Origin of the sequence: Rhodococcus sp. GA1 (genome assembly GCF_024321955.1) — a bacterium.
Classification (GTDB): Bacteria; Actinomycetota; Actinomycetes; order Mycobacteriales; family Mycobacteriaceae; genus Rhodococcus; species Rhodococcus pyridinivorans.
In genome coordinates this window covers 3,119,386-3,139,121 of sequence record NZ_CP097186.1, presented here as the reverse complement: position 1 = coordinate 3,139,121, position 19,736 = coordinate 3,119,386, and the positions used below count along the sequence as shown (strand labels likewise).

Sequence of the window (19,736 nt, the reverse complement as noted above, 5' to 3'; positions counted from 1 at the left end):
ACCGTTTCTCCCGAAAAATTCTGCTCATCCGCTACAAGACCGGCTTTCTGCTACAGCAATTGCCGGCAATCACCGCAGCGGAAAGCCAACTTTGTAGCGAACGCGTCAGGAGCGGACGGTGTCGCCGATGAAGCTCAACGCCTGGGGCCACGACACGGCGTAGGCGTCGGCGTTGACGGGATTGCCGTGCCGGTCGCGGGAGGAGAAACCGTGTTCGGCGCCCGGGTAGACGTGGGTGATGGTCGCGCCGGTCTCGCGCTGTTGCAGCGTCGCCTGCAGGTTCGCGAAGGTCTCGGCGCTCATGATCGTGTCGGCGCCGGCGTGCAGCACCATGACGGGTGCAGCGACGCGACCTGCCTGTTCGACGGCGTCGATCGTGTGGTTCGGGGCGGGCGGCACCGCGATCGACGGGTGGTAGGCCACGACGTTCGCGACCCGCGTGTCGCGGGCGCCGAGGATCAGGGCGAGGCGTCCGCCGAGGCACCATCCGATCACGCCGACCTTCTCCAGGCGCAGCTCACCGAAGGCATGGTCGAGCAGGGTCGCCATCTCCGCGAGGCACTTCTCGTCGTCGAGGCCCCGCATCAACTCCACGAGTTCCTCGCGCGAGGTGTCGTCGGCGCTCGGTCCGTGCCAGGGATCCCAGACGAGCGCGGTCACACCGGTTCCGGCGATGTCGTGCGCGTACTCGCGGACCTGGGCGTCGATGCCGGTGATCATGGGCAGCAGCAGCATTCCTCCGGTGGCACCGCCGAGCGGCCTGGCCAGATAGGCGCGCAGACCTCCGATGTGAACGAATTCTGCCTCGATGTCGGTCATCGACCGTCCTTCCACTTTGCGTCGTTTGTTCGTCATGATCTTCGTACGAAGTCGTTCAGCGGGCAGCACATCCACCCGTCACTGCAGCTCAGGGGCCGTCCGTCCCACCCACCAGAAAAGAACATCATTTCCGATCTGCGGTATCGTTCCTCTCGCGCACCGACGTACGGTTGGAGCACGGCAGACGGCTCGCTCGAAAGGGATACCGGCAGATGGCTCGCACCGTATTGGTCAGTGGTGGCACCGGCGGCCTCGGCAGCGCCGTGACGAAACATCTCCTCGACACCGGATGGCGGGTCGTGGTGCCGTGGCTGGTCCGTGACGAGCTCGAGCGCGTGGGCACGCATCCGAACCTCCAACTCGTCCAGGCCGACGTCTCCGACGAGCAACAGCTCGAGGACGCCCTGAACCTGGCGTGCGACGACCCCGACGCTCCCCTCTTCGGCGTCGTCAATCTTGTCGGCGGCTTCACCTCCGGACCTCGGGTGCACGAGACTCCGATCGAGGTCCTCGACTCCCAGCTCGATCTCAACCTGTGCACCGCCTATTCCGTCAGCCAGGCGGCGCTGCCCCACCTGATCCGCCGCGGCGGTGGATCGATCGTCTGCATCTCCACCGCCGCGACGCTCAACCCCTTCCCGGGCGGCGCCCCCTACATCGCTTCCAAGGCTGCGGTGTCGGCGCTGGTCGAGACGATGGCGCTCGAGTACCGCGACGACCACATCCGCGTCAACGCGCTGCTGCCCGTCGTCATCGACACCCCGGCCAACCGCGCCGCGATGCCCGACGCCGACACGAGCCGCTGGTCGAAGCCGGCCGACATCGCGAAGGTCATCGAGTTCCTGATCTCCGATGCGGGCGCCTCCGTCACCGGTGGTCTGATCCCCGTCACCAATGTCGGCTGACAGCGTCAGACCGACTGGAGGCGACCGAGTTTCATCGCACGTTCGAACGCTCGCCGTTCGGCGTAGTTCATGCCGCCCCACACGCCGTGCGTCTCTCCGGTGCGCACGGCGTGCACTCGGCACGCGTCGATCACCGGACAGGAGCGACAGACCTCCTTCGCCTGCCGCTCGGCCCGGAGCACCGCACCACGGCCGTCCTCGGGCTGAGGGAAGAACATCGACGTGTCCACCCCGCGGCACCGCGCCGCGACCACCCAGTCACGGTCGCCGGATCCGTACATCGCCGCCTCCTTGCCCATCGGGTCATCGCGGACCCGCACTCGTCGAACGAGTGTTTGTACGGCCATTTTTCGGTACCCGGCGGGGATCGTCAATCCTTGAGCAGCGCGGATCCATCAGAATCGACGATGCCAGTCGCTTCGGATACCTATAAGCACCGGACGCTATGGCCGCACATTTGATGAGCGGACGAGACAGGGCGGATCAGCCGACGATGCCGGCCTTCTTCAGGCCCGCGATCTGCTCGTCGGTGAGCCCGAGAGCGGCGAGCACCGTGTCGGTGTGCTGACCGAGCCCCGGCACCGCGCCCATCGGCAGTTCGACGTCGCGGAAGTTCATCGGCGGCAGGATGCCACGCACCGTCCCCGCCTCGGTCTGCACCTCACGCCAGCGATCGCGCGTCGAGAGCTGGGGGTGCTCGATGAGCCCGCGCAGATCCCGCAGCTGCGCGGCGGGCACACCGGCGTCGGCGAGCTTGCCGTCGAGCTCCGCACTGGTGAATTGCTTGGTGGCCTGCCCGACCAGCGCATCGACGTCCTCGCGGCGACGCACCCGCTCGAGATTGGTGGCGTAGCGCGGATCATCGCCCAGTTCGGGCATGCCGAGCACATCGGTGAGCGTGCGCCAGCCCCGGTCGTTCTGCACGCCGATGAGGATCTCGCCGTCCGAGGTGGGGTATTTGTCGTACGGCGCGATCGAGGTGTGCGACAGACCCATCCGCGGCACCTGGCGTCCCTGATACATCTGCAGGTACATCGGATAACCGAGCCATTCGGCGGTCGCGTCGAACATCGACACGTCGATCGTCGCGCCGACGCCCGTGCGGTGCCGGCGCAACAGCGCCGCCTGGATGGAGGTGAGCGCATACATGCCCGCGGCGATGTCCGAGGTGGGGATGCCCGTCTTCACCGCAGTCTCGGGCGTGCCGGTGATCGAGCACAGGCCGGTCTCGGACTGCACGAGCATGTCGTAGGCCTTGCGGTCGCGCATCGGTCCGTCGGTGCCGTAACCGGACATGTTGACCACCACCAGTTCCGGGTGGTCGGCACGCAGGTCGTCGGCACCGAGTCCGAGACGCTCCACCGCGCCGGGAGCGAGATTCTGCAAGAAGACGTCCGCACCGCGGATCAGCGCCTTCACCGCATCGATGCCCTCGGGAGCCTTGAGATCCACCGCGAACGATTCCTTGCCGCGGTTGAGCCAGACGAAGTGTGCGGCCAGGCCGTGCACGGCACCGTCGTAGGCGCGCGCGAAGTCGCCGTCGCCGACGCGTTCGACCTTGACGACACGGGCTCCGAGGTCTGCGAGATGGCGCGTCGCGAGGGGCGCGGCGACCGCCTGTTCGAGGCTCACCACAGTGATGCCCTCCAGCGGCAGGCCGGCGGAAACCTCCACCTCGGTCCGATCGGTTCGGTCGCTCGTCACCTGATGTCCTTTCGCGTTCGCGGTTCCCCCATCCGGCGTCGCTGCATGTCTACCAGGACGAACACGGACTCCTCAGTAATACCTCTGCGGTATCGATTCGAGTCCTATTGGGTATTGGACTGGAAATCCGAGCCCTGCCACTCTCTGCTGAGACGCAGACCACATTCCACCCGCCTCGTCCGGGGGCGTAGCAGACGGAGGGCGCATGAGTTCGTCCACACCCACCGATCAGGAGATCGCGAGGAAGGCCCGCAAGGCCGGTATCGCCTCCTTCATCGGCACCACCATCGAGTGGTACGACTTCTACATCTACGGCACGGCCGCCGCGCTGGTGTTCGGCCAGGTCTTCTTCTCGGACGAACTCTCGAGCGGTGTCGCGACCCTCCTCGCGTTCGTCACCCTCTGGGCCGGCTTCCTCGCCCGCCCACTCGGTGGCGTCATCTTCGGCCATCTCGGAGACCGCCTCGGACGCAAGAACACCCTCGTCATCACGCTCGTCATGATGGGCATCGCGACGGTGGGCATCGGTTTGCTCCCCACCTACTCGCAGATCGGAATGTGGGCGCCGGTCCTGCTGGTCTTCCTGCGCATCGTGCAGGGCGTCGCGGTCGGCGGCGAATGGGGCGGCGCCGTCCTCATCGCCAGCGAGAACGCCCCGAAGGGCAAGGGAATCCTGTATTCGGCGTTCGCGCAGCAGGGTTCGCCAGCCGGCAACCTGCTGTCGACGATGGCCTTCTTCTTCCTCGCAGCGCTGCCCACCCCGCAGTTCATGATGTGGGGCTGGCGCATCCCGTTCCTGCTGTCGGGCGCGCTGGTCGTCATAGGCATGGTGATCCGCCTCGAGCTCGAGGAATCGGACGCGATGAAAGCCGTTCTGGCACGCAAGAAGACCGTCAAGCTCCCGATCAAGGAAGTGCTGCGCAAGCACTGGGTCCTGGTCCTGCTCGGCGCCGGTGCACTGCCCCTCGCCCAGGTGACCTATTTCAAGAACACCTTCGCCCTGTCGTGGGCGACGAGCGAACTCGGTTACGAGCGTGGCACCTTCCTCGCGATCATCGCGATCGCCCTCGTCGTGCAGTTCATCGTGCAGCCGTTCGGTGCCGTGCTGGTGTCGAAAATCGACATGCGCAGGGCCATGCTCCTGATGATCGTCCCGGAGCTGTTCCTCATGCCGGCGATGTTCTTCGCGATCCGCACCGAGACCTTCGCGGTCGCCGTGATCGGTATGTGCCTCGCGACGATTCCGCACTCGATGTTCTACGGCGCGATCGCCGGCATCCTGGCCCGCGCCTTCCCTGCAAACATCCGGTACTCGGGCCTGTCGCTCGCCTACCAGCTGTGCTCGCTGATCGTCGGTGGTGGCACCCCGGTTCTCGCCCAGTACCTGCTCAACTCGTCCGGTGACGTCACCGGCGTGGCCATCGCGGCGGCCTGCTACGCAGCGGTTTCCCTCGTGTGCACCCTGGCACTGCTCGAGCGCACCGGATACGACCCGAAGGCCCCCTCGGTCGCCGAGAAGTCCGACGCCGACGAACTCGCCCTCGAGCAGTCGGAGGCGGCCGAGCACGACCGCCGTACTCCGGGAACCGACGACACCCCACGAGATCGCGTCCATGCCTAGGACGGATCGCTCGCACTCGGGGCCGGCCGGCGCAGTCGCCGGCCGGCCCCGGTCAATCCGGAGTCGGCAGCGCTTCCTCGGAGAGGCGGAGAACCTCCCGCAGCGCGGCACTGTCGTCGTCCTCCCGCCACACGAGCCGCACGTCGAGCGGCTCGGGATGATCTGCGAGAGGAACGAACACGACCTCGGGGTTGATGACGTTCGCCGCGACCGACGAGACCGTCATCGAACATCCCACCCCGGCCGAGACCAGGGCGATCAGCGACAGCGAATCCGGGTCGCTCTGAACGATTCTGGGCGTGAATCCGACGTCGTGGGCGATACGGAGCAACAGCTCGCGCAGCATCGATCCGGGTTCGGCGGGCAGCATCACCCACGCCTCGTGCGCGAGGTCCTCGAGCCGGACCTGCTCACGGTCGGCGAGCGGGTGCTCCTTGGGCAGCGCCACGACGAGGTTCTCTCGGGCCACGACGCGCGACGCGATCCCCGGTGGGAAGAACAACAGGCGCACGATGCCGATGTCGAGCTTGCCCGCGGCCAGCTTGTTGAGCGCCTCGCTCGCGTACGCCGAACTGTCGAGCACGAATTCGATACCGGGATGAGTGCGCCGCACGAGCTTCGCCCACCGGCCCACGAGATAGTGCGAGGACGAACCGGCGAAACCGATACGGACCCTGCCGGTCTGACCCGACCCCGCGGCGGTCACCGCCATCTCGGCGAGCCGGCAGGCGTCGAGGATGTTCCGGGCCGGCTCCACGAGCGCGCGACCGCTCTCCGTCAACCGCACGCTGTGGGTGTTGCGTTCGAAGAGTTCGGCTCCGAGTTCTTTCTCGAGCCTGCGGATCGTGCGGCTGAGCGGCGGCTGGGCCATGTGCAGCCGTTGCGCCGCGCGACCGAAATGCAGTTCCTCCGCCACCGCCAGGAACGCCTTCACCTGCTGGATCTCCACCCGTCGATTATTGCGCCTGCGGGCGCCTGATATCCGACACCGAATTACCGACCACACGGAGGACGACCGGGTATGCCGGACAAACTCATGACCCTGCGCGAGGCGATCGCCACCTATGTCGAGGACGGCATGACCGTTGCCCTCGAGGGTTTCTCGCACCTCATCCCGTTCGCCGCGGCGCACGAGATCATCCGGCAGGGCAGGCGCGACCTGGCGTTGTGCCGCATGACCCCCGACATCATCTCCGATCAGCTCATCGCCGCCGACTGCGTGTCGAAGCTCGTCGCCTCGTTCTTCGCCAGCGGCTCGGCCGGGTCGCTGTACGAGATCCGCCGGCGCATCGAGAGCCACGACCCCGTCGCACTCGAGGTCGAGGAGTACAGCCACTACGGCATGGTCTGCCGCTATCAGGCCGGCGCGGCCGGGCTGCCCTTCTTCCCGCTGCGCTCGTATGCCGGCAGCGACCTGCCGAGGATCAACCCGAACATCCGGCTCGTCGAGGATCCCTTCAGCGGCGGCAGCGTCTACGTTGTGCCTCCGCTGAACCCGGACGTGACGATCATCCACGCGCAGCGCGCCGACCGCTCCGGCAACGTCCAGATCTGGGGCATCGCCGGTGTGCAGCAGGAAGCGGTCTACGCTGCGAAGAAGGCCATCGTGGCGGTCGAAGAGATTGTCGACGATGACGTGATCCGCTCCGATCCCAGCCGCACCCTCGTCCCCTCGCACGCGGTGGACGCGGTGGTGCTGAGCCCGCGCGGAGCGCACCCCTCCTACGCGCAGGGTTACTACGACCGCGACTGCGCGTTCTACCGCCGATGGACCGCGATCAGCAAGGACCCCCAGCAACTGCGCACCTGGTTGAAGGAATGGGTCCTCACCACCGCCGATCACGCCGAATACCTCGAGAAACTGGGCGAAGAGTACTGGGCCGACCTCGAGGTCGCGCCGCGCCCCTCCGGGACCGTCGACTACGGGAGCCGAAAGTGACCACCACCGAAACCTTCTCCACCACCGAACTGATCGTCTCCGTCGCCGCGCGGGCCCTGGCCGGCAAGGCCCGGGTCTTCGCCGGGGTGGGTCTGCCCACCCTCGCCGTCGACCTCGCCGCCCGCACGTCGAACCCCGACGTCGAGCTGATCTACGAATCCGGGGTCTGCGGTGCGCACCCCGAGGCGATGGCCGAGGGCATCGCCGACTCCGTCGTGGTCTCCGGCGCCGAATCCGTGGTGTCCATGGCGTCGCTGTTCGGGTACGTGCTCCAAGGCGGCAACGTCGACGTCGGGTTCCTCGGGGCGGCGCAGATCGACCGCGACGGCAGCCTCAACACCAGCATCATCGGCGACTGGGACAAGCCCACCGTGCGCCTGCCCGGCGGCGGCGGAGCCGTCGAGATCATGCCCAACGCCGGCGAGGTGTTCGTGATCATGCGACGCCACGATCCGAGTGCCTTCCCCGCCGAACTGGACTTCTGCACGACCTCGAGCCCGGTGCGCGCCCGTGAGGCGGGCGTCGGCATCATGCCCCGCGGCCGCGGGGTGACGAAGGTGTTCACCAGTCTGGGCGTGCTGTCGCGGCAAGATTCCTTCGACGAACTCGAACTGACCAGCATCCACCGCGGTGTCACCGTCGACCAGGTCCGCGCCGCCACCGGCTGGGATCTGAAGGTCTCCGACGAGCTGACGCTGACCGAGGATCCCACCGCCGAGGAGATCGACCTGCTGCGCAACGAGATCGACAAGGTCCGCCTGTATCTGCGGTGATCCCGTCGACGTGACCGACGTGTCGGCTGGCAGGATGTCCGCAACGGACGACGCCCCGGATCCTGCGAGCCTGCGCGCGTCCGGCGTGATGCTCGGCGGACGGACCGCCGCGTGATGCGGGAAGGCGGCACGTCATGCACGCGAGCACGATCCACGACCTTGTGGACGGCACGGTCGTCGCGGCTGTGATGCCGTTGACCGACCTCGCGCACAGGCCGGTGGCCGGACGCGATGCCGTCGCACTGGTCGACGAGCACGAGGTGTTCGCCGATCCCCCGACGGTCCTGCACCGGATCGCCGCTGTGCGCGAGCGCGGATTCGCCGTGGCGGTACGCATCGCGGAATCGGCGTCCCGCGCCACGGTCGTCCTGGCTCTGGTCGAGCCGGAGGTGGTCGTCGTACCGGCCGAGGCGCTCGTCGCATCCGACCTGCGGGCCGCCACTACCCTGCTGTCGTTGCGGGCCCACTGCGAGCGCACGAACTCCGTCGTTCTCGCCGAGGGCGTCGACTCCGACCTTCATCGCGAGGCGGCCCTCGCCCACGGTATCGATTTCGGTTGCGGTACAGCACTACACGTTGCGGAGGGTGAAGCCGGCCCTTCGTCGCCGCGCGGCGGGTTGTTCCGTGAACCCACCTGGAGTGCGCCGCTCGACGACGCGACCGCCGCGCCCTTCCGCATCCTGTCTGCCGGTCGGGAACGCGTGCGGAGCGGCAAGGGTCTGCTCGTGTCCATGAGCGCCGACCTCGAGGCGCGAGCCGGGGAGGCCGGACCCGACACGATCGCCCTCGGCACCTTCCAGCACCACGACCACTTCACCGGGGCCGCACGCAGACGATGGCTGTCGATGGCCGACACCCTCGCGCACGTCGCGGTCTTCGCGGTCGGGTTCGGCACGAGCACCTCGGGCCCGGACCTCGTCCCGATCGAGCCGCACGATCCCCTCGTCGACGAGTGGAACGTCATCCTCCTGGGAGAGTCGTTCGCGTGCGCGCTCTCTGCCCTCGACCTGCACCGTCGAACGGCCGGCGGCGAGCGGGAGTTCGAGTACGTCGTCTCCTACGACCGGGAGGCCGTCGCCCGCGCGGCGCGCGCGACCCTGTCCCGTCCCCGACCGGTCCCCTTGGAGGTCCCACCCTCGTCCTGAGCCGCTCTCCCTCGGGTCACCCCTCGAAACGCGCCAGGATGCTGTGGGCGCACCGGATCACGGTGCCGCGGTCGTAGGACAGCACGTAGCGGAACTCGCGGTCGAGATCCTCTGCGTCGGTGTGCATGTCGAGCGCGGCGAGTACGCACGCGAAGTGCGGACCGAGGACGACGACGTTCCATTCGTCGACGATCGGATCGTTCGGGTCCAACGGCGCGTGGTGTACCGCGGAGTCGACGTAGGGATCGATTCCGACGCCGTAGACCCCGGTGTAGGCGACCTGCTCGGCGAGCTGCGCCCATCGAACCCGGGAGGTCGGGGTGAAGTGCTCGGCGCGCTGGAAGGTGCCGAGCACGATCGTCTCCGGTCCGGCTCCCACCGCGTTGGTCTCGAGCAGCTTGCTCATCGACACCAGAAGTCGCTTGAAACTACTTGTGCGTCTGCGTCCTTCGGACGCCAGAGCGAAGGGAGTGAGTTCGGGGCCGCCGGGAACGGCCCGTCGCGGACGCAGCGATATCGGTTCGACATCCGAATCCGCTTGCGCGGCATCACCGGTCGATCCGACTGTCGGATACAGCGCGCCCATTCCGTATTCGGCGGCCAATCCCAGAGCGCGGCGGCGATGCAGTTCCGAATCGACGCCCTGCGCGATGACGACCGCGCTGCTGGATTCGATGTACGCGGCGACGGCGTGGGCAATCCTCGCCGTCGAGGCGTCGGCCGCACGCGCGATCAGGGCCGGCGACGTGATGATCACATCCGGTTCGACGAGCGGCAGCAGCGCGAGGGCCTGAGCACGCGCTCCCACACCGTCCACCGCGACGAGCATGCCGGCGGTGCGCGCCGCCGCAATGGTGCGCAGCGTCCTGGCAGGGGCGGCGATCAGCGCCTGCTCGGTGATGAGAGCGACCGTGGTCGGGCCCCCTCGATCCCCGGGCGCGCCGAGTTCGTCGAGCGAATCGAGATCGACGGTCACCAGATGCGGAACCGCCGACTCGGCTTGCCGTCCGGCCCTGCGCCACTTGATCCGGTCCAGTTCCGACTTCTGATGCATCGCCCGGGCGGCCTCGCTCAGAGCGGTCGCATCGTGCAACGATGATCCTCCCGGACCACGCAGTTGCAGTTCGACGGCGGACAGCGCACCGCTGCCGAGCCGGTGGATGGGGGCGAGCTCCGTCTCCACGACGAGGCCGCCGAACGCGGCCTCCGCGTCGGCGGCAGCGTCGGCAGGAACAGCGCTCATGGATCCAGCATCGCATCTCCGGCCACCGATCGTCCGCTCGGGCCGACGGAGCCAGGAACATAGGATATTTTCGCAGCTCCGAACGCCTACGTTACAGAACTGTGATGTTTCGTTATCGTTCCGTTATGGAACGGGTGGTGGCGAAGCGACATCCGTCGGACAGGCTCTGTGCAAGCCCGAGGCGAGTTCTCACCGGACCCCGACGTTCTCACCACGACCCCAGCAGGCCGACCGTCTGCTCGTGATCCAGCCCGCACCGGACGGCACGAAATCCACGCCGACAGGAGACCGCAATGAGCACACGTACGAGCACCACCCGCAGGATCGTCACCCACACCGGCGCACTCTCACGAGTCGGTGCAGAGACGGTCGCCCGAGCACCGCGCTACCGTCTCGACGTCCACTCGCCCTCCCGTCGCTGCAGCGTCCTGCGGGCGAAGGGAGATCTCGACATGACCGCCCGAGCGGAGTTCGCCTCCACTCTCGGCGACCTCGCACACTCGGGCGACCACGTCGTCGTCGACCTGTCCGAGGTGACCTTCATGTACTCCGAGGTCGCCTCGATGCTCGCCGATGCCGTTCACATCCGGCCCGGCCGTTTCCACGTCGTCGCACCCACACGCCAGGTGCGCATGCTGCTCGACATCCTCGCTCCCGACCTCGACGTCACAGCCGATGCCGCACCCTGCGACGCGGGCACAGCACCCGCTGCCTGATCACAGCAAGGGGCGCGTGACGGCGTCCGGCCGGCGTGCAACCGACTGCTGTAGCAGTGCGCCCGCCACGTGCGCGCGTCGCAACACCTCGGACACGACTGCAGCATCGGATCCACCCACGACCGCGGCGACATGTGTGTGTGGGGGGGCGAACCCCATAAGGTGGTGGTAAAGGCCAATTCAAGCCCTCGGTTGTCAGGTTTGGCAGCCCTTACACTCTATCGGTGCTCAGCCCGTTCTTCCGCAAGGAACATCCTCGCGTGCGTTTCGTCCTCCATCTGGAAGACTTCGGTGACGCCCCAGCCTTGATCACCCAGCAGGAAACCGTCACCTACAGCGACCTGGCCGACCGAGTCCATCGGGCAACTGCCCGGCTGGGCAACACCCGCCGACTGGTGTTGATCGCAGGTGCCAACGAGATCGATGTTCTTGTCGTCTACCTTGCAGCCCTACTCGCCGGACATCCGGTTCTGCTGGCGCCGGGCGACCACCCCGCAGCCTTCGAAGGCCTGATCGCCGCATACCGACCCGACGTGGTGGTGCGCAGTATCGACGGGACCGTGACGATCGAGGAACGGGGTGACGGTTCTGCGCATGTACTGCACCCCGACCTGGCGCTGCTGCTGAGCACCTCCGGCTCGACGGGCTCCCCGAAACTCGTCCGCCTGTCCCATCGCAACGTGCAGTCCAATGCAGAGTCGATCGCGGAGTACCTCGACATCCGTAGTACCGACCGGGCAGTGACGACGCTGCCGATGCATTACTGCTACGGGCTCTCTGTCATCCACAGCCACCTACTGCGCGGAGCCGCAGTGATCCTCACGAGCCGCTCGGTGACCGACCCGGCGTTCTGGGAGCTGTTCCGAGACCACCGCGGCACCAGCTTCGCCGGCGTGCCCTACACGTTCGATCTGCTCGATCGGTTCGGATTCGACGAACTGGACCTACCCGACCTGCGCTACATCACCCAGGCCGGCGGTCGACTCTCACCGGATCGGGTCCGCGCCTATACGCAGTCGGGCCGTGAGCGGGGCTGGGATTTCTTCGTCATGTACGGGCAGACGGAGGCGACCGCACGGATGGCGTACCTGCCTCCGGAACTCGCCTCCGACTATCCGCAGTCGATCGGACGAGCTGTTCCCGGTGGATCCTTCCGGCTCGAGCCGATACCGGACGCTCCGGACGGCACCGGTGAACTGATCTACACGGGGCCGAACGTGATGCTCGGCTACGCGCACACGCCCGAGGATCTGGGTCTCGGGGACGTCCTCGAGGGTGAACTGCGGACCGGCGACCTCGCGCGGCAGATCGACGGCGGCGTGTACGAGGTGGTGGGCCGACGCAGCCGTTTCGTCAAGATCTTCGGGCTACGGATCGACCTGCAGCAGGTCGAGTCGACCCTCGCCGAACAGGGACTGACAGCATGCTGTGTCGGCGGGACGGACGACATGATCGTGGCGGTCGAGGGTGCGAGCGATCTCGAGGCGATCCGGTCCGCGAGCGCACGGGCCTGTGGTCTTCCCGTCGCGGCCGTGCGTGTGTGTCTCGTCGACGAGCTTCCGCGGACCGGCACGGGCAAACCCGACCTTCGGGCAGTGGCCGAGCTCGTGCACCACGCGACGCCCGATTCACCCGAGGCAGAGAGCACCGTCGTGGACACGGCCGCCCTGCGGACCCTGTATGCCGAGGTGCTGCACAGTGGGCAGGTCACCGACGACAGCTCGTTCGTGAGCCTGGGCGGCGACTCGCTGTCCTATGTGCAGATGTCTCTGCGGCTCGAGCGCATGCTCGGCTATCTACCCCAGAACTGGCACACCACCGCGATCAAGGATTTCGTGCCTACGCCCCGGCGACGATGGTGGCGGGCGGTCGAGACCAACGTGCTGCTCCGCGCTGTTGCGATCGTGCTGATCGTCGGTTCGCACATCCGGTTGTTCGGGGTTCTCGGCGGCGCGCATGTGCTGCTGGGGGTCGCCGGATACAACTTCGCACGCTTTCATCTCGCCACTCCCCGTACCGAACGGGTGCGACATGTCCTGGGCAGCGTCGCCCGAATTGCCGTACCCAGCATGGTGTGGCTCGGCGTCGTGATCGCACTGACCGGGGACTATCTCGTGACCAGTGCGTTGTTGCTCAACGGCATTCTCGGCCCCGACGGGTGGACGCCCGAATGGCGGTACTGGTTCATCGAAGCGATCGTGTACATCCTGCTCGTAGTCATCGCGGTGTTGTCCATCCCGCTCATCGACCGTGTTGAGCGCAGGCACTCGTTCTGGTTCGCGATGGCCTTGGTGGGTGTGGGTCTGCTCCCCCGCTACCGGGTGATCGAGCTCGGGGACGGCAACAATCTGATTCTGAGCGCGTCGATGGTCTTCTGGTTGTTCGCCCTGGGCTGGGCTGCCGCTACGTCGACGACCGTGTGGCACCGAATGATCGTCACGGCGGTGATCGCAGCCACGGTGCCCGGATACTTCTCGGGTGATCTCCAGCGAGAACTTCTCGTCATCGGTGGGCTGGGCCTGCTGGTGTGGCTCGAGTCCGTTCCCTGCCCACCTGTGCTGAGCCGGATCGCAGGGGTGCTGGCGAGCGCGTCGCTCTACATCTACCTGACGCACTTCCAGGTGTATCTGCCGCTGCGAGAGGACCATCCCTGGTTGGCGTTCGCCCTGTCGATTCTGGTCGGCATTCTCTTCTGGCAAGCCGTGACGGTCACCCTTGCTCTGCGTCGACGGGTCGGTGCTGCGAGGGCGAAATCCGATCCGAATCCGGCCGGTACCAGCAGTGGTTCGCCCCCGTCCCACGCTGCGGAGATGCCGGGGAGATCCCCGGTGGCGTGAACTGTCACTGCTACTGGTTCGAAGATCCCGGGACGCGTGGTGTGCAGTCCTCGCCCCTGTGAACGACATCGATAAGACCGCGTTGAAGCATGCACCGACATGTCTCGTGCTCGTCAGCGTGCCGGGCCACCCGTGATCAACGCCCACACGTCCCCGGCTTCACCGGCCGCGGCGAGCAGTTCGGAATCCCACGACGCGACCGTGCCGAATTCGCTGCGCCACGACAGGATCCGGTTGGCGTGCCGATGCAGCTCGTGTTCCATCGTGAAGCCGATCGCACCGAGCGCCTGATGCGCGTTGCGGGCGACGACCGACGCCGCATGCCCGGCACACGACGCGGCCGCCGCGATCGCGAAGCGGGTCGACGCGTCATCGAAACCACCGGCGAGAACGGCATCGACCGCACCATCCGCGGCGGCGTGCACGAGCGAGGCCTCGGTGGCGATGTCGGCGACGAGCGCCTGCACCGCCTGGAACTTGGCCAGCGGACGACCGAACTGCACGCGGGCAGTGGTGTGATCGACGACGAGCTCGAGAACCCGATCCATCGCACCCGCGGTGGCCAGCGCACGGACGAGCGCGCCCCGGTAGCGGAACTCGTCGGCGGTGCCCGCCGGAACGTCACGTCCCGACAGTGCCGACAGGTCGACGCACACGTGGTCGCGGGGCTCCGCCGCCAGGTTCACGGCCTCGACGATCTCGACATCGCCGCGAGCGACCTCGGCGACCTGCCATCCCTGCGGTGACTCCCACAACACGACGATCGAGTCCGCGAACCGGGCCCACGGCACGTGGCGTGCGCGGCCGTCGGCGTCGAGCACCGAGGCGGTACGCACGGCCGGCACCGCCTCGAGGCCTGCCTGCTCGAGGAGCCAACCCGCGAGCAGATCGTTCTCGGCCACCGGCACGGCAGCAGCAGCACTGCCGGCAGCTTCGAGCAGCAGGGCGGCTTCGAGCCATCCCGCGCCGCTTCCACCACTGTCCTCCGAACCGGTGAGCCGATCGAGGCCGAGCTCGGTGAGGGTGCTCCACAGGGCACGATCGAGTTCGACGACGTCACCGATGCGGTGGTCGTCGCCCGAGGTGAACACCTCGGACAGCATCTGTGCGAAGTCGCGCAGTTCCGTCGACTGCAGTGCGTCCTGCCCGCTCATCTCATCCCCAATCCTCGTGCGATGACCCCGCGGAGGATCTCGCTCGTGCCGCCGCGCAGTGTGAAGCCCGGTCGTTGCATGACTCCTGCCCGGACGAGCTCGGCCAGATGTGCGTCGGCCGCGGTGTATCCCGCGACCTCGTCGGCGAGATCCGCCAGGTCCCCTTCGGTCTTCGTGCCGAGCACCTTCACTACCGACGCCGCGAGTTCGGCGTTCTCGCCACGTTCGAGGGACTCGGAGACCGCGGTGGACATGCGGTGCAGACCCGCGATGCGCCCGATGGTCGCTCCGATGCGGGTGTCCGCTTCGACGCTGCCGTCGGCCACACCGTGTACGAGGGATTCGAGCACCCCGAAGGTCGACAGGAAACGTTCGGGACCGCTGCGCTCGTATCCGAGCTCGCTCGTCACCTGTTCCCAGCCGGCGCCGATCTGTCCGAGCACCAGGTCGTCCGGGACGAAGACGTCGTCGAGCAGCACCTCGTTGAAGTGGTGGTCGCCGGACATCGACAGGATCGGCCGGATGGTCACGCCCGGGGAGTCGAGCAGCACGATGAACTGGCTCAGCCCGTCGTGGCGGTGCGCGGGATCGAGCGGGGCGGACCGCGCGAGGCCGAAGAAGGCGTCGGCGTGGTGGGCCCCGGACGTCCACAACTTGGTGCCGGAGATCCGCCACCCACCGTCCACCTGCGTGGCCTTCGTCTTGACGCTCGCGAGGTCGGATCCGGAGTCGGGCTCGGACATTCCGATGGCCCAGCAGATCTCACCGGCCGCGATGCCCGGCAGGAACCGCTGCTTCTGCTCTTCGGTGCCGTACTTCAGTAGCGACGGTGCGGCCTGGCGGTCGGCGACCCACTGGGCGGCGACCGGCGCGCCCACCGCGAGCAGCTCCTCGGTGACGACGAAGCGCTCCATGAAGGTTCGTCCGTGTCCGCCGTACTCGACGGGGATCGTCATGCCGACCCAACCGCGAGCGGCGAGTGCGCGCGTGAACTCGGGGTTCCATCGCGTCAGCCAGGTGTCGATGCCTGGGGTGAACACGCCCGCGTCGATCTGTTCCTTCAGGAACGCCCGTACCTCGGCACGGAGTTCCGTCAGTGCCGGGTCGGGGGTGCCCGCCCTCGGCACGAGTCGTGCACTCATCGTTGATCTCCTTCTCCACCGGTGATGGTGGGACACAGCAGCGCCAGCGACAGGTCCGCGTAGCGTTCTGCGATCTCGTCCGGGCCGTCCGGACCCGCGGGGTCGTACCAGTTGGCGATAGCCGAGACCATCGCCAGAATCGATCGGCGGCAGTCGTCGGGATACTTCGTGGTGAAGACACCTTGTGCGACACCGCGATCGATGATGTCGCGGATCCGCCTTCGGCCGGCGCGCCGGCCTTCCTCGTACAGCAGCGCACCCTCGGGTTCGAGATTGCGCACCTCCGTCGCGATCATGCGTCCCTGCTCGGGGAACTGCGTGCGGAAGATGACGTTCCCCTTGACGAACGCGCGGATCTGCTCGACCGGATCGTCGCCGACGCGGGCGAGTTCGGCGTCACAGACCGCGTCGTAGGTGTCGACGCCGTCGAGCAGGATCGCCAGCAGCAGATCCTGTTTGTTCTTGTAGTGGTAGTACAGGGCGGACAGGCTCACGCCTGCCTCCTGCGCGATGGTCCGGATCGACGACGAGCCGTATCCGTTGCGCACGAACTCTTTCCGGCCCGCCTCGATGAAGACGCGCTGCTTCGGCGACAGCACTCTCACGACAACGCTCCGGTATCGGCGTACTGCGCGATCAGCTCGCCGAGCCTGCCCTTGACCATCTTGCCCGTCGGCGTGCGCGGCAGTTCGTCGACGAACCGCACGTGCCGGGGGCACTTGAAACGCGAGAGGCGCTCCCGGCAGAACCCGATGATGTCGTCCTCGGCGTCGTCGGATCCCTCTGCCTCGGGGACGAGCTGCACGAACGCTTCGACACGTTCACCGCGGTCCGCATCCGGCACGCCGACCACCGCGACATCCGCGATCGACGGGTGCAGCGCGAGGACGTTCTCGATCTCCTGCGGGTAGATGTTCACCCCGCCCGAGATGATCGTGAACTTGTCCCTTCCGGTGAGGAACAGATAGTCGTCCTCGTCGAGATATCCGACGTCGCCTGTGGTGAACCAGTTCTTCTCGAAAGGGTGCCTGGTGGACGCCGTCTTGTCCGGATCCTTGTGGTACTCGAACGAGAAGTCGTCCCGCTCGAAGTAGACGGTGCCGATCTCGCCGGTGGGTAGCCGATTGCCGTTCTCGTCGCAGATGCGCGCCAGGCCGAGTGTGCCCGGGCCACCGAGCGCCTGCGCCGACACGCCGTACCGCAAGAGCGCGGCGTGGTAGATCGGTGCCGGCGACAGGTAGACGGTGTTCTCGTCGAAGGCGACACGGTGCGTCACCTTCGGGGTGAGCGGCACGATCGCCTCGGCGAGGTCGGCGAGCGGCGCCGAGACGACGAGCACCTTCGCGTCGCAGTCGTCGACGATGTACGCGGCCTCGACGGGAGCGAGATGCGTGTTGACGAAGGTGACGTAGACGCCCGAACGAACTGCCCCCCAGTATAGTTCGAACGCAGTGGCGTCGTTGACGGTGACGACCGCGATGTGGTCGCCCTTCCCGACGTCGTGTGCGCGCAGCCAGTGCGCGAACCGGACGGACGCGCCCTCGAGCTCCCGATAGGTGAGTGTCCGGCCGGTCGCGGCCTCGTGCACGGCGGGCCGATCCGGGGCGACGGCGGCGTAACGGCCCGGGTACATGCCTACAGCCCCAGATCCTTGGAGATGATCGTCTTCATGACCTCGCTGGTGCCACCGTAGATCCGGGTCACGCGGGTGTCGGCGTACAGCCGGGCGATCGGATACTCGGTGATGTAGCCGTAGCCGCCGTGCAGTTGCAGGCACTTGTCGATGACGCGACCGGAGACCTCGGTGCAGAACAGCTTCGCGCGGGCCGCATCGGCGACCGTCAGTTCCTTGCGGTCGAGCAGTTCGAGGCAGTGGTCGACGTAGACACGCGCGGCCTGGGTCTCGGCCGAGCACTCGGCGAGCACGAACTTGGTGTTCTGGAACGAGGCGACGGGCTTGCCGAAGACCTTGCGTTCCTTGGTGTATGCGATCGCGTGGGCGATGGCGGCCTCGGCGAAGCCGACCTGGTTCAGAGCGATGCTCAGACGCTCCTGCGGCAGGTTGTGGGTGAGGTAGCCGAAGCCCGCGCCTTCCTCACCGAGGAGGTTCTCGACCGGCACCTTCACGTCGGTGTACGAGAGCTCGGCGGTGTCCTGCTGGTGCAGGCCGATCTTGTCGAGCTTGCGGCCTACCGCGAAGCCCTCGGTGTCGGTGGGCACCGCGATGATCGACAGGCCGCCGCGGCGGTTCTCGGGATCGAACGGACTCGTACGGCAGACCGTGAGGATGAGGTCGGCGGTGACGCCGCCGGTGATGAAGGTCTTCGCGCCGTTGATGATGTAGTGCTTGCCGTCCTCGGACAGCTTCGCCGAGGTCGCGATGTTGGCGAGGTCGGAGCCGGTGCCGGGCTCGGTCATCGCGATCGCGGTCATGATCGAGCCGTCGGCGAAGCCGGGCAGCCAGCGCTGCTTCTGCTCCTCGGTCGCGTACTCGAGCAGGTAGGGCAGGATCAGGCAGGCGTGCACGGTGTAGGAGCCGAACGAGACTCCGGCGCGCGCAACCTCTTCGAAGACGATCGTGTTGAACTTGAAGCCGGACTCGCCCCCTCCGCCGAACTCCTCGGGGACCTGGATCCCCAGGATGCCGAGTTCGCCCAGCCGGCGGAAGAATTCGCGGGGCGGGCGACCCATCTCGTCCCATTCCTCGCGATACGGCGCGACCTCACGTTCGATGAAGTCGCGCACCATCTTCCGGAACTGCTCGTGTTCTTCGGTGAAGATCGTCCGCTGCATGGCTTGTCCTCCGGGGTGTGGGGGCAAGGAGAGGGGAAGGTCAGTTGCCGGTGAAGTCGCCGGTGCGTCGTTCGAGGAACGCCGAGAGGGCTTCGCGGTGGTCCTCGGTGTGGTGCGAGAGCGCCTGGAAGGAGGCCGACAGTTCGAGGAGCGTGTCGAGATCGACGCGCTGACCTTCGCGCAGCAACTTCTTCGTCATCCGCAGTGCGCTCGGGGGGTTGACGGCGACGCGGGCGGCGAGCGCATTCGCGGCGTCGAGGAGCTGCTCGGGTTCGACGACCTGCGAGACCATGCCCCAGTCGAATGCCGTCGCGGCGTCGACGCGGTCGCCGGTGAAGGCCATCTCGGCGGCGCGCGCCGCCCCGACCGCGCGCGGAAGCAGCCAGGCGCCGCCGTCGCCGGGGATGATGCCGAGCTTGACGAAGCTCTCCGCGAAGAACGCCTTCGACGAGGCGATCCGCATGTCGCACATCATCGCGAGGTCGCAGCCGGCGCCTACGGCCGGTCCGTTGACCGCGGCGATGATCGGGACCTCGCAGTGGTAGATGGCGCGGGGCAGGCGCTGGATGCCGTAACGGTAGCCCTCGCGCAGGGCGTGGGGGCTGCCGCCGAACATGCCGCGACGTTCGTCCATGTCCTTGACGTTGCCGCCGGCGGAGAAGGCCGATCCGGCGCCGGTGAGAATGACGACGCGGGTGTCGATGTCGCGGTTGGCCTCCTCGACGAGCTCGACGAGACGGTCGACGACGTCGTCACCCGAGATCGGGTTGCGCGCCTCCGGAAGGTTGATCGTCCAGGTCACGACGTTTCCGTCGCGCGTGCTCAGTACGACGTCCTGCGAAGTTGCCATGCGGTCGCGGTCCTTCCGGTAGCCAGTGTGTGGCTCGCACCATAATTTGGTCGAACGATCGTTCAAATTACGGGGCCGGTCGGATCCTGTAAAGA

The 19,736-nt window shown here is 67.2% G+C and carries 18 protein-coding genes; 7 read left to right on the top strand and 11 right to left on the bottom strand.

The window, feature by feature from the left end:
• Positions 1 to 105: 105 nt before the first annotated feature.
• Positions 106 to 819, bottom strand: coding sequence for a dienelactone hydrolase family protein (locus M3330_RS14910; protein ID WP_019290836.1), 714 nt, complete (start codon positions 817 to 819; stop codon positions 106 to 108).
• A gap of 212 nt (positions 820 to 1,031) precedes the next feature.
• Between M3330_RS14910 and M3330_RS14905 the strand changes: the two genes are divergently transcribed.
• A complete protein-coding gene (locus tag M3330_RS14905; protein WP_255025232.1) occupies positions 1,032 to 1,724 on the top strand; it encodes an SDR family NAD(P)-dependent oxidoreductase in 693 nt (230 codons plus the stop codon).
• A gap of 5 nt (positions 1,725 to 1,729) precedes the next feature.
• Here the strand turns inward: M3330_RS14905 and M3330_RS14900 are convergent, their stop codons facing one another.
• Together M3330_RS14900 and M3330_RS14895 are read right to left on the bottom strand one after the other, a co-directional pair.
• Entirely contained in the window at positions 1,730 to 2,023 is a 294-nt protein-coding gene (locus M3330_RS14900; protein ID WP_006553718.1) for a WhiB family transcriptional regulator, read from the bottom strand.
• Positions 2,024 to 2,207: 184 nt separating this feature from the next.
• Positions 2,208 to 3,428, bottom strand: a complete 1,221-nt coding sequence (locus tag M3330_RS14895) for a CaiB/BaiF CoA-transferase family protein (protein ID WP_019290835.1) — start codon at positions 3,426 to 3,428, stop codon at positions 2,208 to 2,210.
• A gap of 205 nt (positions 3,429 to 3,633) precedes the next feature.
• Here M3330_RS14895 and M3330_RS14890 point away from each other — a divergent pair, with 205 nt between their 5' ends.
• Positions 3,634 to 5,049, top strand: a complete 1,416-nt coding sequence (locus M3330_RS14890; protein WP_255025231.1) for an MFS transporter — start codon at positions 3,634 to 3,636, stop codon at positions 5,047 to 5,049.
• Between the two features lie 52 nt (positions 5,050 to 5,101).
• Here M3330_RS14890 and M3330_RS14885 read toward each other — a convergent pair whose 3' ends face one another.
• Entirely contained in the window at positions 5,102 to 5,998 is an 897-nt protein-coding gene (locus tag M3330_RS14885; protein ID WP_255025230.1) for a LysR family transcriptional regulator, read from the bottom strand.
• Between the two features lie 72 nt (positions 5,999 to 6,070).
• Here M3330_RS14885 and M3330_RS14880 point away from each other — a divergent pair, with 72 nt between their 5' ends.
• The 3 genes from M3330_RS14880 (at position 6,071) to M3330_RS14870 (ending at position 8,906) form a co-directional block, all read left to right on the top strand.
• A complete protein-coding gene (locus tag M3330_RS14880; protein ID WP_255025229.1) occupies positions 6,071 to 6,988 on the top strand; it encodes a CoA transferase subunit A in 918 nt (305 codons plus the stop codon).
• Positions 6,985 to 7,761 carry a CoA-transferase subunit beta gene (locus M3330_RS14875; protein WP_255025228.1) on the top strand — a complete coding sequence of 259 codons (777 nt, stop codon included), beginning with the start codon at positions 6,985 to 6,987 and terminating at the stop codon, positions 7,759 to 7,761. The genes M3330_RS14880 and M3330_RS14875 overlap by 4 nt, the downstream gene beginning before the upstream one ends.
• A gap of 134 nt (positions 7,762 to 7,895) precedes the next feature.
• Entirely contained in the window at positions 7,896 to 8,906 is a 1,011-nt protein-coding gene (locus M3330_RS14870) for a DICT sensory domain-containing protein (protein WP_006553724.1), read from the top strand.
• Positions 8,907 to 8,922: 16 nt separating this feature from the next.
• On the opposite strand, the gene M3330_RS14865 is transcribed toward M3330_RS14870, so the two are convergent.
• Positions 8,923 to 10,149: a DICT sensory domain-containing protein gene (locus tag M3330_RS14865; protein WP_255025227.1), complete on the bottom strand. Its 1,227-nt coding sequence runs from the start codon at positions 10,147 to 10,149 to the stop codon at positions 8,923 to 8,925.
• Positions 10,150 to 10,442: 293 nt separating this feature from the next.
• Between M3330_RS14865 and M3330_RS14860 the strand changes: the two genes are divergently transcribed.
• Both M3330_RS14860 and M3330_RS14855 read left to right on the top strand, forming a co-directional pair.
• Positions 10,443 to 10,865, top strand: a complete 423-nt coding sequence (locus tag M3330_RS14860) for an STAS domain-containing protein (RefSeq protein ID WP_052039944.1) — start codon at positions 10,443 to 10,445, stop codon at positions 10,863 to 10,865.
• Between the two features lie 224 nt (positions 10,866 to 11,089).
• On the top strand, positions 11,090 to 13,702 hold the full coding sequence (locus M3330_RS14855) for an AMP-binding protein (protein WP_039958456.1): 2,613 nt from the start codon (positions 11,090 to 11,092) through the stop codon (positions 13,700 to 13,702).
• Positions 13,703 to 13,815: 113 nt separating this feature from the next.
• Here M3330_RS14855 and M3330_RS14850 read toward each other — a convergent pair whose 3' ends face one another.
• The 6 genes from M3330_RS14850 to M3330_RS14825 are packed head-to-tail and all read right to left on the bottom strand — an operon-like array spanning position 13,816 to position 19,641.
• The gene (locus tag M3330_RS14850) at positions 13,816 to 14,856 is read right to left on the bottom strand and encodes an acyl-CoA dehydrogenase family protein (protein WP_255025225.1); all 1,041 of its coding nucleotides are present in this window, start codon (positions 14,854 to 14,856) and stop codon (positions 13,816 to 13,818) included.
• Positions 14,853 to 15,998, bottom strand: coding sequence for an acyl-CoA dehydrogenase family protein (locus M3330_RS14845; protein ID WP_006553729.1), 1,146 nt, complete (start codon positions 15,996 to 15,998; stop codon positions 14,853 to 14,855). The genes M3330_RS14850 and M3330_RS14845 overlap by 4 nt, the downstream gene beginning before the upstream one ends.
• On the bottom strand, positions 15,995 to 16,603 hold the full coding sequence (locus M3330_RS14840; RefSeq protein WP_232333390.1) for a TetR/AcrR family transcriptional regulator: 609 nt from the start codon (positions 16,601 to 16,603) through the stop codon (positions 15,995 to 15,997). The genes M3330_RS14845 and M3330_RS14840 overlap by 4 nt, the downstream gene beginning before the upstream one ends.
• Positions 16,600 to 17,631, bottom strand: a complete 1,032-nt coding sequence (locus M3330_RS14835; protein ID WP_255025223.1) for an AMP-binding protein — start codon at positions 17,629 to 17,631, stop codon at positions 16,600 to 16,602. Before M3330_RS14835 ends, M3330_RS14840 begins: the two co-directional genes overlap by 4 nt.
• A gap of 2 nt (positions 17,632 to 17,633) precedes the next feature.
• Positions 17,634 to 18,791 carry an acyl-CoA dehydrogenase family protein gene (locus M3330_RS14830; protein ID WP_255025222.1) on the bottom strand — a complete coding sequence of 386 codons (1,158 nt, stop codon included), beginning with the start codon at positions 18,789 to 18,791 and terminating at the stop codon, positions 17,634 to 17,636.
• A 40-nt stretch (positions 18,792 to 18,831) separates the two neighbouring features.
• On the bottom strand, positions 18,832 to 19,641 hold the full coding sequence (locus tag M3330_RS14825; protein WP_255025221.1) for a crotonase/enoyl-CoA hydratase family protein: 810 nt from the start codon (positions 19,639 to 19,641) through the stop codon (positions 18,832 to 18,834).
• Positions 19,642 to 19,736: the final 95 nt, after the last annotated feature.